This is a genomic window from Paenibacillus segetis, from assembly GCF_014639155.1.
Classification (GTDB): Bacteria; Bacillota; Bacilli; order Paenibacillales; family Paenibacillaceae; genus Fontibacillus; species Fontibacillus segetis.
Genome location: NZ_BMFT01000001.1, coordinates 2,274,101 through 2,290,434, shown reverse-complemented (window position 1 = coordinate 2,290,434; position 16,334 = coordinate 2,274,101). Strand labels below are relative to the sequence as shown.

The following is a 16,334-nucleotide window of genomic DNA, read 5'->3' as shown; positions in this document are numbered from 1 at the left end:
GAAATGACAGTGTGAAAGGAGGATAAGAAATGGAACTATATTTCATGGGTACCAATGCGGGAGTTCCTTCTCTTGAACGTAATGTGACTTCTGTGGCACTACGATTGCTGGATGAGAGACGATCCTTTTGGTTATTTGATTGTGGAGAAGGTACGCAGCATCAGATTCTGCGTTCACCTCTGAAATTAAGCAAACTTGAATATATTTTTATAACCCATTTGCATGGAGATCATCTCTTTGGTCTGCCGGGACTCATCTCGAGTCGTGCATACCAAGGAGGGGATACACCTCTAACTATATTTGGACCGGTAGGATTAAAGAAGTATATAACTACGGTGTTAGAAATAAGCGAATCACGAATTAACTATAAAATGGACATTGTTGAACATGATGGAGGCACAGTGTTTGAAGATGATTCATTTCGCGTAGAGTCGGCTTTATTGGATCACCGAATACCTAGCTATGGGTATCGAGTTATGGAGAAGGATCAGCCAGGTAAATTGGATATTGCGTTATTGAAGCAGTATGGAATTTCACCTGGACCTCTATATGGTAAGCTGAAAAGAGGCGAGAGCGTACAAGCGCCTAACGAGCGGACTGTTACCGCAGCTGAGGTGCTTGGCGAATCCAAAAAAGGTAGGATTGTTACCATACTTGGGGATACGAGACCTTGTCCAACTGCGCTGGAACTCGCGACGGATGCAAATGTATTAGTTCATGAATCCACCTTCCTACATGAGCTTGCCGATATAGCACACAAATACCATCATAGTACGGCAAAGCAGGCGGCGGAAACCGCTAAGAAGGCTAGAGTGAAAGAGCTATTCTTAACACATTTTAGCTCGCGATACAAGAATAATGAACAAATGCTGCAAATTCAACATGAAGCAGAAGAGACCTTCCCAGGAGCGAAGCTGGCATTAGAACATGTTCTATATCCGATAGAACGGCCTCTGAATAGTTAGGAAATATTATAATTATTTTCCGGGAAAGCGCAGGAAATGACATCCATTTTATCACACTTCGATGTCGTTCGACTTAAACCAGCTTCAATAACTCTTCATCTGACAGAGATTTGCTCATGAAATGGGAATTTGAAGAGATTTGCATACTCTTTGTATCAGTATGTACAATGAAATAAATACACAGTTACAAATAGAGGCGGGGAGCAACATGAAGAATTCATGGGATGCTTATCTCATTGATCTAGACGGAACTTTATACCACGGGGGCCGTATTATACCAGGAGCAGAACTATTGATTAATACAATGAAGGAACGTGGTATCCCTTTTTTGTTTGTGACGAACAATTCATCTCGGACACCAGAAGATGTAGCACTCCATTTAAAAGGGATGGGAATTCCTGCGGAAGCGAATGATGTATGTACATCCGCAGTTGCTGCGGCGGAATATGTTGCCGAATTAATGCCCGGATGTAAGGTAGCGCCAATTGGCGAGTACGGTTTGATTGAGGCTTTGAAAGCGGCTGGACTGAACGTTGACTTAGAAGCACCGGAAGTAGTAATTCAAGGGATCGACCGTACTTTTACATACGACAAATTAACGCAGGCGACACGTTGGATTAGTGGTGGTGCTAAGTATGTACTAACGAATCCAGATTTGCTTCTTCCATCACAGGAAGGTTTAATGCCTGGGGCAGGAACGATATCAGCTGCGATTAAGGCTGCAACCGGAGTAGAGCCGATCGTGGTTGGGAAACCCTCAGAGATCTTAATGAAACATGCGATTGAGCGTCTGGGGCTTGCTAATGAACAGACAGCTGTTATCGGTGACAATATGTTGACGGATATCACAGCGGGTGTCAATGCAGGTTGTGGTACGATCTTGACTTTGACTGGGGTGACGACCGAGGAAAATTTACAGCATTATGTTACTTCCTCTGGTGTGAGTCCAGATACAGTTTGTAAAGACCTTATAGAAGTTCTTGATCTAGTATGTAAATCGAATTAATCTCACTAGTAAGTAATATACAGAATGAAAGGGGTATGTGCCATGCCGGAACTACCGGAAATGGAAAACTACCGAATACAACTATCCAAACACATTTTGGATCTACCTATCACTGAAGTCGTTATTAATCGCGAGAAATCAATTAATAAAGATGCTGAGACATTTTCAGCAGAATTAATTGGACGACAAGTTATATTTGTAGAACGTCGAGGAAAACACTTAGTGTTCCATCTTGATAATGGTCGACGTCTGGTCCTTCACTTGATGTTAGGGGGATTGATGTATTTAGGCTCAAAAACGGATCGACCCGACCGGACAACACAAATTGAAATTGGATTCGGTCAAGAAATGGTCTTATACTTCATTGGTCTACGTCTTGGACACCTGCATGTACACAGCGCCAAAGAAGTAGAAGAGATTATGTCTCATCTTGGACCTGAGCCTCTGGATCGTAAAATGAATGAGTCTAGATTCATTGAGATTTTTCGCAAGCGGAGAGGTAGTCTTAAGACAGCACTTCTTAATCAAGAGGTCATTGCGGGAATCGGTAATTGTTATGCAGACGAAATTGCATTTACTGCTGAGCTATTGCCTTCTGCTAAACTACAACAGTTTAGTGAAGAGGATCTATCCCGACTGTATCATTCCATGAGAGAAGTAATGATCTCAGCTACTGAGGCGGGAGGATATATGGAAATGTCGTTCAAGGTGGGTGACACATTAACTGGTGGATCTAATGATCTCTGCCGTGTCTACGATCGAGAGGGAGAGACTTGTCCACGTTGTGGTGATGTAATCGTCAAGGGTGAAATGAACGGCCGTAAAGTGTTCTATAGCCCTGGATGTCAACATGACCGTTGAGTTAAAAATTGGTGGTCATCATAGTATCCGTGCAGGATTTTATGGTGCAGCAAAACAATCTCTATTGCAAGGGGAAACGGCTTTTCAGTACTTTCCTAAAAATCCTAGAAGTCTTACTGTAAAAGAATTTGACCCATTCGATGCACGTAAATGCCGAGAGTTATGTGAAGAGCATGGATTAGTCTCCATTGCCCATACTCCATACCCAACTAATTTGGCAGTAGGACGTCATATAGAGGGCTCTCATTTTGAACGAACTGTAAATTCACTGCGTAATGATTTAGAAATTGCTGAAGCGTGTGGATCTCTGGGAATTGTTGTTCATTTTGGCACAAATAAGGATTTAAATCCCTTACAAGGATATCAAAATATTATACAATGTATAAATGAAGTACTCTCAGGCTGGAATGGCTCAGCCAAACTCCTGATCGAGAATCAAGCTGGAGATCATGGAGATATGGGAATGACAATGGAAGAACTGGTTAAGATTCGCAGCCTGTGCCAATCCCCTGAGCTTATCGGTTACTGCCTTGATACGTGTCACGCATTCGCTTCTGGAATGTGGACGGGTGAGCAGGATAACAATTTTGCTGTGAAAGCAAAGGATTTGGATTTCTGGGAAGGTTTAATCTCGCTTCATTTAAATGATTCGAAGTATCCAGTTCATTCGCGAAAGGACCGCCATGCTCGTGTAGGTCAAGGTTATATTGGGGAATCCGGATTTCGTCATTTACTTCAAATAGAAGAACTACAAGATACGCCAATGATTCTCGAAAGTGGGACTGGCGAAGATGGAACCTATAGAGAAGATATTAGGTTGGTAAAGCGATGGATAGAGACCTAATGCTGAAATACCGAGGGAAGGGAAGATCATAGATTGATTCATGTATATATGGATGATGTACGCCGATGTCCAAAGGGATTTACTTTGGTACGCTCTGTCGACGAATGTCTAGAATTACTAAGGGTAGCGGAGATTGATATTTTGTCACTGGATCATGATATGGGCCCGGGAGAGAAAACAGGAACCTATGTAGCAACCGCAATAGCGGCGGAAGGATTGTACCCTCGGGAGATTTATTTGCATACTTCTAGCATGTACGATAAGAATAAGATGTACGAAATACTACATCAAAATAAACCTGAGCACGTCGTCCTGCATAATGGCCCGATTCCGTTTGATCGACTGGATGATATTGCAATTGAAGCTAAACGCAGCCATACGTAGACAATACTCCACGCCTATCGTAGTATGGACAATGAACTTAACTAACTTTTTACACTCTACGCCAAAGTCAGTGTTTGACGGAATATGAGTAACTGGAAATTCTCCATCTAATCTGTCTAGCATTCAACCACCGGGTAACTTAACTGGAATTCCTCCATCTATATTGCTGTGTCTTGCAATTTTGATCAAGAATCTGTTAGATTAACAGGAGTTATTCCAGGTAATCGTGGAACGATGAGTCCTTTCAATAATTTAACTGGAGAAATTCCCTTTAAATGAGTATGGTTTTGAGCTATCTTGATCAAATCGCAATGATCAAGTGTACTATTATTTATTATTAAAGTGTGGTGATTAGTAACGAAGAGAAAAATTTGGAGCTGGAGAAGCGGACGCGTTCGCCTTTATCCTCGGATTTCATCCGCAAATAGCGGTATTAATTCAAGAAATCTGAGGATAACAGCGATCGAAGGCCCAAATTTTCTCGTAGTTACGTTTCACCACACTTTTCACGCAGCATTATTCGATTTGGAGGTTAACAAGGTGAGTGACGCAGGTCATCAAGAAGTAACTGAGGAAGTCAAGGAAGTGGTAACATCAAAGTTTGTTTGTACAGCGAATCATGGATTCGCACCTTATGCACAAGAGGAATTGCATAGATTATTTGGTTCCGTAAAAAGTACGATGCTTGTACCAGGAGAAGTCTTTGCTGTAACGTTACAACATCCAGCTGACGTGGTTCGTGAGCAAATTAGTAAAACTGAACCGATCTTTCTACGTCACATCTTTCAAGTAGGATGGGAGTATAGATTGGGTGAGGGTGATACAGCTAACTGGAAAAGCGATCTTACAGATTATATTCTCGCAGATGAGAACCTAGCAAGGGCCAAAATTGCTGTTCAGGTTCGTAAATCTGAGGTTTCATTATGGGAAGGGAGTGCCGCTGAATTTAAAGAATCGATTCAGAGCTCCTTATCAGTACTGAATGGCGATTTTGTTGTAAGAGACGCCGAATTTGTGATATCTGTCTTTGTAGGTAAAGAATATGTCTTTGCTGGAATTACTTCACCGGCTGATAATATTTCCGACTGGAATGGAGGTGCCATCCGCTTCCAACGAGAAGACGGACAGATTTCAAGAGCAAAATTCAAGCTGCTTGAGGCTGAGGTTGCGTTTGGGATACCCTTTGCCTCTTTCCGCGAGGCACTGGATATTGGAGCAGCACCGGGAGGTTGGACTTCTTTTCTATTGGAAAGAGGACTGAAAGTAACGGCAGTGGATCCTGCCAAGATGGATGCATCTTTACTGTCTTCACCTCGTCTAACTTATTTGCGGAAGAATGCGGATAACGTTAAGTTCAAGGATAACCAATTTGATTTACTTGTGTGCGATATGAGTTGGAGTCCGAAAGGGACGGCCAAATTAGTAACGGATTTGCTCTATGCGCTGGCTCCAGGTGGGACAGCGATTGTTACTGTGAAACTACTTCATAAGAAACCAATGAGCTTGATTCAGGAGATTATCGAAATCTTCCAAGGGGCGCGGTTGCAGGTACAACGGGCAAAGCAGCTCTTTCATAATCGTGACGAGATTACATTGTATATGATTAAATATTAATGACGTGAATAAAATGTTATAAAAAAATGCTTTACTTTTCGAAGGCTTCTGCCATATACTAATTCCAAAATTATACAAAGGCTACATAGGGAAAGTATCCCATGCCTCTGCTTACGGCTTAATCGCTGTGAGAGAGTCGCGTGGGTGCTTTCTCTTTTTTTTGTTGTCTTAGAGAGGAGGAGTTCGGGTGCATTTTATACCTCATCTTGAACTTGGGGATGTTGTGGCGGGAAGGTACCAAATCAGACGAGTATTAGGTGATGGTGGGATGAGTCGTGTATACCTAGCATCTGACTTGAAGCTTACAGGGAAGATTTGGGCCGTGAAAGAGAGTATATCCTATACTGGCATAGGCGTACGAATGGAAGAGGAAGCATCCATGCTGATCTCATTGAATCATCATCGACTGCCACGGATCGTTGATTTTATTTCTCCTGATGCTGAAGGGTACTCCTATATGATTATGGATTTCATCGAAGGGGTTCACTTGGATCAATTCGTGAAAGAGCGGAAAGGGAGATTACAGCTAGAAAGGTTGATCGTCATTGGTCTGCAAATTTGTGAAGGACTACATTATTTGCACAGTCATCACCCACCAGTCATTCACCGAGATTTAAAACCTTCAAATTTACTTGTAGATGAGGAGGGGGAGATTCGTTTTATCGATTTTGGGATAGCTCGTAACTACAAGGAAGATCAATCTGAGGACACAGTGAAGCTAGGTACGGTTGGTTTTGCTGCGCCAGAGCAATATGGTGGACGGCAGAGTGATGGTCGATCTGATCTGTACTCTTTGGGTGCAGTTTTGATGTATTTGGGTACGGACTATAAATTCAGTGAATGGTCGAGCGAGGCACATTGGGTATTTCAACAAAATGGTTATGAGGCGATGCTTCCCATTGTTAACCGCCTGCTTCAGTTTCATCCTGAGGACCGTTATGGGTCAGCGGCAGAGGTTGGTAATGAATTACGTGAGTTAAGGTCGCAAGTTGTGTCTAAACAGCAGGTTAACAAGACGGAATCCTTCCACACGAAAGGTAAAGGAACAAGATGTGTTGTTATTGCTCTAGCGGGGGCTTCTTCCGGGGTAGGTACTACTCACACGGCAATAATGTTTGCGAGTGCTTTGTTTCGTACAGGTATCCGTGTAGCTATCGCAGAACTTGATCCCAAATCGACAGCCTTTCAAAGAATCTCCACTATGATTAATGGTAAAGATTACGACCTTAGCTCAGTCCGGAAATTCCGATTTGCTGGAGTACAGTATGTACGAGCTCCTTCTCGTACGGAGCTAATTAGTCTTCTCGCAGGTAATTATGATTGTGTCGTCTGTGATCTAGGTTCAAGCAGGAAAAAGGAATGGATCGAAGAGTTCATCCGTGCGGATTTGGCTGTTGCGGTTGGCTCTGGAGCTGAGTGGAGAGAAGAAGACTTGGTACAATTTATGGACATTTCAAGAGAGATGCCGGGCCGTAATTTGGTGTGCTGCATTCCGTTAGCCACAGCAAGCATCCTTCGTCGATTAAGGCGCAAGATTGGCTTACAGCGGGTATATGCCATCCCATTGGAGCCAGATCCATTTGAACTGGGAGAAGAAACAGTCAAAGCCTTGTCGTCCCTATACGATGATCTGGTGCTACGTCCTGAAGGTTCCAAAAGTAGGAACACGTTACTTAAGAGAAAAAGGCGGAAGGGGAGTGATTAAATGACCAGAATCAGACAACGGACTAAACACCTAATCTATGCTGGATTGATTGGTGCAGGGGTAATGGGATTGATCTTTGGGGTCTATGCAGTCCGGCAAATGAATCAAGCTAGCGAGATTAGAAGTTCATTAGAGCACAAATATGAAGCGGAAATAGCTGCTTTACAGAAGAAGGCGGAGTATAAGAAAATTACGGGCTGGGTTCCGATAAAAGAAATTCCAGCCGGGCACCTCATTCATGTAGAAGATCTGAAATCTGTTGAGTTTCCGGCAGACAAGATCCCTAGTGATTGGGTGAAGTCACGAGATCAAATCGCCGGGAAAATTGCCAAAATCAAGCTTCGTCCGCAAACACTTTTAACTGAGACATTGTTGTATGAAGAAGAACCAACACCAGATGATTTAAGGTGGCGTGAAATGAGCTTCGTACAGTTACCAAGTGCACTTGAGTCATATGACGTTGTAGACGTGCGAATTCAATTCCCAACCGGTCAGGATTACATTCTATTATCCAAGAAGAAGGTTGAGCGATTAACAACAGGTACAGTAACAGTTACCTTAGACGAGACGGAGATATTATCGCTTTCTAGTGCGATTGTGGATGCTTATTTACACAAAGCTTCTATTTATGCCCTAGCTTACGTGGAACCCCAGTTGCAGAGTAAGTCGGTTCCGACTTATCCGGCGAATGAAGCTGTATTGCAATTGATCAAGAGAGATCCCAATATTGTCAAACAGGCTGAACATGCACTGAGTACATCGGTTAGAACTGCGTTAGAACAAGATTTACTGGTAATTTCACCGCAGAGTGCTGCTGAATTTTCTGGGTTACAATCATCGATGTCATCCAAGAATACGACCTCTGAGTCAGAAGATAGTTTTGAGTGGGATACAAAATGATGAAAGGGGATCGTAAAGTGAAGCGATGGATTTTTGCTGGTATAAGTGATAAACGTGACTTGCTCCTATATTTATGTAAAGTATTGGCATCTTCGAAACATCAAGTTCTTTTGACTGATGCGACAGAGGGCAAAAGGTATAGTTATTCGATCGGAGGTCTTGATCCGTCCTTACAAATAACTCAATTTTGTGGTTTTGATGTAGCGACGGGTTTCACTAATATAGCTTTGCTTGAGAAGGAAATTATCGAGAACAGCAATCTATCTGCTGTTTATGATTACATGCTAATGGACGTGGATACACTGCATTTTAACTCTATTGATCCTTGGTTGGTTACAGATGAGATTTTGTGGGTTACTTCGTTCGATCGGTATGAAGTCGAGCGAAGTTGTGCATGGTTTCGTGAATTATTTCTCAAATGGCCAGAACTTCAAGGTATGAAAGTGCATCAATTGTACATTCGAACTGTCGATAGTTATTTGGATCAGGATTATATTATGGGATTTATGGAAGACTTGCCTATTGAGTGGAGCACGGAGCCTATTACAGTCCCTTGGAACGAAAACAATATGGCCATACAGTTAGAAAATGAGTACTCAAGTTCGTTACGAATGAATCGCATATCTCGCTCATACCAAAGAGCGTTGCTAGTTTTATTGGAGCAACTTGTTGGGTGGAGAACGACAGATGCTAGAAGGGCATTTCGTCAGGCGAAAAGGAGAGAAGCATGAGTAGAATTGTTTTTTGGGATTCCAGTCATGGGGGTTCTGCTCAAATCGCAGCTTCCGTTGCGATAACATTATCCCTCCATTTTAATAAAAGATTGATCCTCGCCAATGGAGGTCGTTTTAATACGGGATTTGAGGAAGGGTTCCCACTTGGGGGTGATCATTCATCATTGTTATCAGAGTATGGGATGGATGCGTTATTACGTCTAGCTGCATGTCAGCGATTGTCTAAAGGGAATATATCAGACTATACGTTATCACTATTACGGGGACGACTTGATTTAGTTTCGGGAAGAAAAATAGGGCCAGAGGGGTTACTTGGAATGGCCGCTTCAAAGAGCGACGTGGAACAAATATTGCTTGTCGCTGAGCAATATTATGATTTGGTTCTCCTACACTCAATGGGTGAAAAAGGATTGCAACAACTCGCTTATAACGATGAAGATGATGTATTGGTTGTTGTACTATGCCAGAGCCGCGTTCAATTGGACACATTTTTTTCTGATCAAATCAAGTCTAAGGTATTTGCCGGGAAGAAGTTAGTTCTGGCGATTTGTCAGTATGACCGCGCTTCTAGATGGACCCTACAGAATATCAAACGCCGTTATAACTGTGAGGTTCCTATGTATGGAATTCCATATCACACAGGATTTGCTGACGCATGGAACGCTAGAGATATTTTATCTTTTTTCAGGAGACATCGACTGACGAATCGGCGAGGGCCAGACAAACTAGAGTTGGTCTCTAGCTATCACGAACTAAGCGGAAATATTTTACAACTAGCTGGAAGTGGGACTTTCTCAGACCGGAAAGAGAAAGGGGCTTGACGTCTGATGGTGTTCTTTAATCTTGTTGCAATTATTATGATTTTTCTGATTTGTGTGGTTTATCTCTGGTTGAAGGCAAGATCTTCGGCAGGGGTGACAGCGAAATCCAAAACTTCGGATGAACGCTTTACCTTCCCAACTTTAATTGGATATGTGAAGCGCAGTTTATATGAACTAAGTCGCTTAGGCTCAAATGACTGGGGCATGAACGAATATTCTTGGGAACGACAACAAAAAACGCGCGCAGAACTTCGACAAGCATTGAGGGGATGCTCTTTTGGTGACAAGAACGATAAACAGTATGTGAAATCGTATATTCGTGATTTGTTACTAGATGGATATGGCGTGAACGAGGAGAATATCGATGAGATTCTTCCTTTTCATAACAGGGATAGACTGAAGGCCCAAGATCGATTTGAGATCATATTATATCTATTTACACAAAGATACGGTGATGAGGCTCTAGCGACTTTGATCGAATCTTATGAATTGGCTGAACCTAAGTCATCAAGCGAAGAAGATGGTACGTACTCTTATGATATCGACGACGAAGATATTTCACATATTTTTTATTTGGAATATCGACAACTCTCCTTTCTTGAGAAATTGGATATTGTTGTACAGCGTATTTATCAGGAGTACAAAGGTTTCTCTGTTGTAGATGAGATTCGGGAGCAACGAATCGACGGCGTAAGTGGTGGTGTAAGCGGAATGCCGGAGATGGGGTCTATTAGGCATGAAGGACACGGGGATATTGGCATAGCTGAGCTTTCGCTGGATGAGGACGGACAAACATACTCGCATACGTGGGACAGTGTTTGGATTTTCTATAAAGGGAAAAGTGTGAGATTATCCTTTCTTTCCTTTGGAAGTCCATTCGAGTTGAAACGAGTTTGCCAGAACATCTATAAGTTTAACTTACCCGGCCAATTGTCAGAGGCGAATGGATACAAAGTTAATGAAATGAAAGATGGTTCTCGTGTGGTCGTCGTTAGACCTCCATTTGCCGAATCGTGGGCATTTTTTGTGCGGAAATTTGACGTGAAGAGTGCTGTGCTGGAGCAACTTATTCAAGGGAACAATGCTCAACTTCCGGTATGCTTGTTGAAATATTTGATGAAGGGAAGTCGAATTACGGCCATCACGGGATCACAAGGTTCCGGTAAGACGACGCTGCTGATGGCAATGATCAAACATATTTATGCCTCATATACACTGCGTGTGCAGGAGATGTCATTTGAATTAAACTTACGGAAAATGTACAGTTCGCGGAACATTTTAAGCTTCAGGGAAACGGAGTATGTGTCAGGTCAAGCTGGGCTTGATTTGCAAAAGAAGACGGATGGGACGGTAAACATTCTGGGGGAGGTCTCTACAGATGAAGTCGCAGCTTGGATGATACAGATGGCGCAGGTAGCTAGCTTATTCACCGTTTTCACTCACCATGCAAAAACCTTTCGTAGCTTGATGGAATCCCTGCGCAATTCGCTGCTCAAGACTGGGATGTTTCGTAATGAAGAAATCGCTGAGCTTCAGGTAGCCGGAGTAATTGATTTTGATGTTCATCTGCGAAGAGATATTACAGGCCAACGGTATATCGAACGGATTACTGAATGTACCCGTTTGGATGATGCGGCGGGAGCTGAAGAAGACAACCCTGCAAATAATGTGAATAGTTTTAGTTATTCGGCCCTTCGTGGTTATCAGGAGCGAGTAATTGTTGAATATCGTAATGGAGCATACGTAGCTGTTCATCCGATATCAGCGCGGTGTAAGGAAGAGATGGCCCAAGAAATGGTTCCGGAAGACGCAGAACGATTTAAGGCGTTTTTGCATTCTGGTTGGAGGGAGAACATTGGAGCTTAAATCGGTCCTTGTATGGGTGCTAGGTCTTTCTTTACTAAGTTTTTTCCTCTTATATGGAATTGGTAGGGAGTTGGGAAGACGAGGGCAGGACGCATCAGACGAAGCTCATAACCCGAGTAGCTTGCTGCAATTTCAATCCTTACGAAGAGCATGGTCAGCGTTCCTGATGAGATCATATTCAATCTTTATGAAGATACCTCCCTTTCGTTACTATGTACTCAAAGTTCGGAGAAGGTTAGCGATCATGCAAATGTATGATGAGTTCAAATTAAGGCGAGATAGCATGAAGATCGTATATGCATTGTTTGGGTCTTTAGGAGGCGGAATTATCGTTTTGGTTATACTGAATCCTTCTTTGATATTTTTCATCACGCTCTGTTTAGCCGCTGTTGTAATTCAAGGATTGTTACTTGACGGTTATATCAACCGAATGGAGAAGAAGTTGCTAGAGCAATTGCTAGAATTCTTTGCTGCAGTGAGGCATTCGTATCATCGTCATGGGATGGTATCTGATGCGATTGATGAGGCTGGAGAAATTGTTGGACAAGATATAAGTCTCCATGCCATACGGATCTATGAAGCGATTAGCGCGGCCTCTCCAGATGAAGCATTAGAGAAATATTATGAGACGGCACCAAACCGTTTTCTGAAAGCTTTTGCGGGGATATCACGTTTGATTATGGAATTTGGTGATCGTAAGCGAGCACAAGGCTCATTATATTTACGGGGAATATCCACATTAACTGGTGAAGTTCATTTAGATTTAATTAGACGCAGCAAATTGGATTATTTACTTAAAGGGCTTCATATTATTGCGCTGGTCCCCGTTTTCTTTACGAAACCAGTTGAAATGTGGGCTCGAGGTAACTTTCCGCTAATGGATCAGTTTTATCTCAGCAAAGCAGGTATGATCATCAAAATTTTGCTTTTACTTATTATCTTAATATCGTATGTGCTGCTCCAAAAGTTGAAGAGCGAGGAAGAGACGGCATACCGTGCGGGTCGGGAGCAAGCGCCATGGGAGTCACGGCTGTATCAATGGAAGTGGGTCAGGATAGTAGTTAAATGGTTTCAACCCCTACCTTCATCTGCTGCATATTATCGGATCTCTCAATTACTCAAAGATACAAATCATCATCTCCGTGTGGAGTGGCTCCAGGTCAGGAGGATCGTATTATTTATGATCTGTTTATTATTTACACTGGGGTCAGCAATTACATTACATCTGATTAGTCAAAATGGAATTATACACGAACCTCCTTCCGGTTATGTTCTATTTGGTAAGGTATCACCCGAAGAGTCAGAAAAGGCAAAAGAATCTGTTGAAATGGATGCCATTGTCATGAATAAGACGGGGATGTCGGGAGCAGCATCCTACGATACGGTTGCAAATTTGACTTCATCAGCCATGAGAAGTACAGGGAACATGCCTAACCATGAGCAATTAACTTTAGCTGTAAATCGGATTCTGGATAAATTAGATCGCTGGAATGGGGAGTATTTAAAATGGTGGGAAGTTGTTCTATCGCTGTTTGCTGGGTATCTCGGTTACATGATCCCCAACATCATGCTCTGGTTCCGCCGAAAAATGATTTTAATGGATATGAGACATGAAGTGTACCAGTTTGGAACGATGATAGCCATTCTAAAGGAACTAGAGCGAATTTCAGTGGAAGAAATTCTGGAGTGGATGCATTCTTATGCGGTTATTTTTAAAATGCCTATTCAGAAGTGTCTACTTCATTATGGACATGGTGCAGAAGCTGCATTACAGCAAATGAAGGAAGAGGTGAAATTAGAAGAGTTCCAGCGGCTGACGGACAAGTTATTATTAGCGGTTGAGAAGATCACGATTGCGAGAGCGTTTGATGATTTGGAGAGCGACATGTCCTATCATTTTGAGCAACGAAGACTTGATTATGAGAAGTCGCTGGATACCAAAGCCGGGCTTGGTCGCTTGATTGGCTTTGCACCTATGTATTCTCTAATATTTGCCTATTTAGTCATACCGCTCATTTGGATGAGCTTCAAACAGATGGACATTTATTTCACGCAAATTCAAAAATTATAATGTAGGAGGCTTTATTATGAATAATGCATCTTCCGCTTTGAAAGTAGCGGCCGGAATTTTTCTAACCATCGCATTGATAACGATTGTGGTCATTTTGTTCGTTTCCGCTCAGGAAGCAACAAAGACAGCGCAGAACAATTTTTCCGACATCCAGACTGAGTTGTCGCAAGCTTCGTTTACTGTTTATGACGATACGACGATTAGTGGCTCTCAAGTCACGAATGCGCTACGTAAATTTAAGGATCGGGAACAGTTTGGTATTCAAGTGAAAACAGGCAAGAACAGTGGAGGGCAATGGTATGGAAATGTACTTAGAGTCAGTAATCAAGATTCCGCTGAAGATTACGGTTCCGTGATAGGTAACAAGACGGGAAATACGAACAATGCATGGAATGAAGTGTTGAATGAGTATGTGAACCCTAGTGGCAAGTTCAAAGCACATGTGATTAAAGATAATTCTAATGTAGTTCGCGGGCTTATCTTTACTCAAACGACCGTCGTTTCAAATTAGTATTCCGGAAGTAGTGATCTTTGAGATGTTCGATAACGTAAAGAGTTTGTTGTGGCTGTTCTATTCGGTGGCATTCTGTGTGGCTGCTTTGCTGTATACGACATATAGTCTCTCTATACATGGGGCTGTATTAGACAATCTAGTGCCGTTTACACAAGGCCAGAAACGAGTTGTGAGTGCTGGGAATCAGGAGTTCACCATGGAGGAATACAGCGGAACCCAAATATTATACAGCTTACGGAACCTTCATAACTTAAGAACAGTGGTAGAAGTCGACGATAGGCTTATCGAGTTTGAGGATAGCGACGAAGAAAACTTTGAAGCTCCTCCAATAATCCGAGATCCTTCCATTATAGATGTGGGGGCTGAATATGGGGTTTCTTACATCTATAATGACGTTGGAAATTTGGAGAAGATTACATTTCATAAGAAATAGGGTGAGCCGTTATGACGAATGCTTTATCTAAAATAACGGCAGCGCTGCTTGCAGTACTTCTGTTATATTTGGTTCCAGCTACCCAAGCTACGGAGCGGGAGGAAGATATCCGCATCCTGTCTGCATACAATACACTTGTTCAATTTACGGATGCTGTTCGTAATAAAGGTTATTTGTCAGCGCAAATGTATGAAGATTTTGTTGTGGAAATTGGGGCCACCGGATATGTGTATAATATCGATCTAGAGCACAGGCATAAGAAATATCATCCCGAATACCTTGACCCCGCAAATGCCGCTAGTTTTCAGGATGATTTCAGCGTGCAATATGATGCTTATTATACTGCTGATCTGCTGAAGGGATTGTTCCCGGACTCTCATCCTAATGATGGAAGCGTTGGCGCTACTGAAACTACCACACGTAAATATAAAATGGAGATGGGCGATTATTTTACGGTTACTATAGTGAAACGTTCTGTTACTTCCTATGAAGTGCTTAATCGATTCCTCCATGGACTGGTATCCAGTAAAGGAACAGATTCATTGACATATGGAGGTATGGTACTAAATGAAGATTACTGATTGGGCAGTGGTTTTTCTATTGATTATCTCTCCGCTGTTGTGGATTAGTCAGTTACAAACAGAAGATTTACAAGAGGTGAACCGGCTCCAAATCCAATATACAACCTCCTTGAGGACTGCGGCACAAGATGGGGGGAGTGCGTTAAATTTGAACGAATTGCAAATCTTTGAATCAGGGTACACGTCAGACAAATTCATGCGTACAGATAAGGAAGCGGCAATTTTAGCAATACAGCATTCACTAGCCTTAAATTTTGGAGTGGATGATGATCCATTAGCTCAAAAAATGTTGATGGTCTATATTCCAGCCATCGTAGTCATTGATTATGATGGCTACTCTATTTATGCTGTAGAGGAATCTATAGCGACCGATGGTAGTATCATTGCAGAACAGCGGTTTCATCCTAAAAAACCATATACTTATGCTGATGAGTGGGGCAATAGTGTCGCGTTTACTATGGATAATTACTTAATTGCTTATGATGCATTACGCAATGAATGGGTAAATGGATTGCAGGAAGAATTACGTTCTGAATTGTCGATCCCGCTATTACAAGACTCGGAGAAGTTCCAGCAAGTTCGGCGTTCGGTTATTGTTCGTAGTATTGAAGATGATCTCGCCGTTGTTATTAACCGTCACAACAAATACGCCAGAGATTTAGGGGTAACGTACACGTTTACACTTCCCGTCATTTCACAAGAAGAATGGAATAATACGTTAGATGATGTAGGTGTACTTATTTTTCTCCAAGGCATTCCGGTCGGGGACCGATACTACAACAATTATGCGCTGGGTGGAGGACGACTTGTTAGAGGACACCCCATTTTGGCGGGAACTGATAACGATACAGGGATTAAATACTATTTCCGAGATTCATGCACAGCGCCTTATAAGACGGAAGAAGTGTTCACTAATGAACGTGATGCTGCGGCAAAAGGGTATTTTGAAGCACCGTGTCCCCGCAACACTTTCTGAAAATTACAATATATTTTCAGTACTTAGCTTACGAAGGCTTACCTTCATGTGATAAAATG

At 42.3% G+C, this 16,334-nt stretch carries 17 protein-coding genes; 16 read left to right on the top strand and 1 reads right to left on the bottom strand.

Annotated elements, in window-relative coordinates:
- Window positions 1-29: 29 nt before the first annotated feature.
- The 11 genes from rnz (at window position 30) to IEW05_RS10635 (ending at window position 11,700) form a co-directional block, all read left to right on the top strand.
- Window positions 30-965 (top strand): ribonuclease Z, encoded by a 936-nt coding sequence (gene rnz / locus IEW05_RS10685; protein ID WP_188538500.1) that lies wholly within the window; start codon window positions 30-32, stop codon window positions 963-965.
- Between the two features lie 208 nt (window positions 966-1,173).
- Window positions 1,174-1,971 (top strand): TIGR01457 family HAD-type hydrolase, encoded by a 798-nt coding sequence (locus IEW05_RS10680; protein WP_188538498.1) that lies wholly within the window; start codon window positions 1,174-1,176, stop codon window positions 1,969-1,971.
- Between the two features lie 42 nt (window positions 1,972-2,013).
- A complete protein-coding gene (locus IEW05_RS10675; RefSeq protein WP_188538496.1) occupies window positions 2,014-2,832 on the top strand; it encodes an Fpg/Nei family DNA glycosylase in 819 nt (272 codons plus the stop codon).
- Complete coding sequence (locus IEW05_RS10670) at window positions 2,822-3,676, top strand: deoxyribonuclease IV (protein WP_188538494.1); 855 nt, start codon at window positions 2,822-2,824, stop codon at window positions 3,674-3,676. Before IEW05_RS10675 ends, IEW05_RS10670 begins: the two co-directional genes overlap by 11 nt.
- Before the next feature lie 36 nt (window positions 3,677-3,712).
- Window positions 3,713-4,060: a cyclic-phosphate processing receiver domain-containing protein gene (locus tag IEW05_RS10665; protein WP_229753431.1), complete on the top strand. Its 348-nt coding sequence runs from the start codon at window positions 3,713-3,715 to the stop codon at window positions 4,058-4,060.
- 540 nt (window positions 4,061-4,600) lie between these two features.
- Window positions 4,601-5,674, top strand: coding sequence for an SAM-dependent methyltransferase (locus IEW05_RS10660; protein ID WP_188538491.1), 1,074 nt, complete (start codon window positions 4,601-4,603; stop codon window positions 5,672-5,674).
- A gap of 187 nt (window positions 5,675-5,861) precedes the next feature.
- The gene (locus IEW05_RS10655) at window positions 5,862-7,379 is read left to right on the top strand and encodes a serine/threonine-protein kinase (RefSeq protein WP_229753333.1); all 1,518 of its coding nucleotides are present in this window, start codon (window positions 5,862-5,864) and stop codon (window positions 7,377-7,379) included.
- A complete protein-coding gene (locus IEW05_RS10650; protein WP_188538489.1) occupies window positions 7,380-8,279 on the top strand; it encodes an SAF domain-containing protein in 900 nt (299 codons plus the stop codon).
- 17 nt (window positions 8,280-8,296) lie between these two features.
- Window positions 8,297-9,010, top strand: a complete 714-nt coding sequence (locus IEW05_RS10645; protein ID WP_188538487.1) for a hypothetical protein — start codon at window positions 8,297-8,299, stop codon at window positions 9,008-9,010.
- Entirely contained in the window at window positions 9,007-9,834 is an 828-nt protein-coding gene (locus tag IEW05_RS10640; protein WP_188538485.1) for a hypothetical protein, read from the top strand. Before IEW05_RS10645 ends, IEW05_RS10640 begins: the two co-directional genes overlap by 4 nt.
- Window positions 9,835-9,840: 6 nt before the next feature.
- Window positions 9,841-11,700: an ATPase, T2SS/T4P/T4SS family gene (locus IEW05_RS10635; RefSeq protein ID WP_188538483.1), complete on the top strand. Its 1,860-nt coding sequence runs from the start codon at window positions 9,841-9,843 to the stop codon at window positions 11,698-11,700.
- Here the strand turns inward: IEW05_RS10635 and IEW05_RS25765 are convergent.
- Complete coding sequence (locus tag IEW05_RS25765; protein ID WP_229753332.1) at window positions 11,697-11,876, bottom strand: hypothetical protein; 180 nt, start codon at window positions 11,874-11,876, stop codon at window positions 11,697-11,699. The two genes, IEW05_RS10635 and IEW05_RS25765, sit on opposite strands and share 4 nt — an antisense overlap.
- 68 nt (window positions 11,877-11,944) lie before the next feature.
- Here IEW05_RS25765 and IEW05_RS10630 point away from each other — a divergent pair, with 68 nt between their 5' ends.
- The 5 genes from IEW05_RS10630 to IEW05_RS10610 are packed head-to-tail and all read left to right on the top strand — an operon-like array spanning window position 11,945 to window position 16,275.
- Complete coding sequence (locus IEW05_RS10630) at window positions 11,945-13,771, top strand: hypothetical protein (RefSeq protein WP_229753331.1); 1,827 nt, start codon at window positions 11,945-11,947, stop codon at window positions 13,769-13,771.
- A 16-nt stretch (window positions 13,772-13,787) separates the two neighbouring features.
- Window positions 13,788-14,282: an ABC transporter permease gene (locus IEW05_RS10625; RefSeq protein ID WP_188538479.1), complete on the top strand. Its 495-nt coding sequence runs from the start codon at window positions 13,788-13,790 to the stop codon at window positions 14,280-14,282.
- 25 nt (window positions 14,283-14,307) lie between these two features.
- Entirely contained in the window at window positions 14,308-14,718 is a 411-nt protein-coding gene (locus IEW05_RS10620; protein ID WP_188538477.1) for a hypothetical protein, read from the top strand.
- Between the two features lie 11 nt (window positions 14,719-14,729).
- Window positions 14,730-15,299, top strand: a complete 570-nt coding sequence (locus tag IEW05_RS10615; RefSeq protein WP_188538475.1) for a hypothetical protein — start codon at window positions 14,730-14,732, stop codon at window positions 15,297-15,299.
- Window positions 15,286-16,275: a hypothetical protein gene (locus tag IEW05_RS10610; protein WP_188538473.1), complete on the top strand. Its 990-nt coding sequence runs from the start codon at window positions 15,286-15,288 to the stop codon at window positions 16,273-16,275. The genes IEW05_RS10615 and IEW05_RS10610 overlap by 14 nt, the downstream gene beginning before the upstream one ends.
- The last annotated feature ends 59 nt before the right edge of the window (window positions 16,276-16,334 follow it).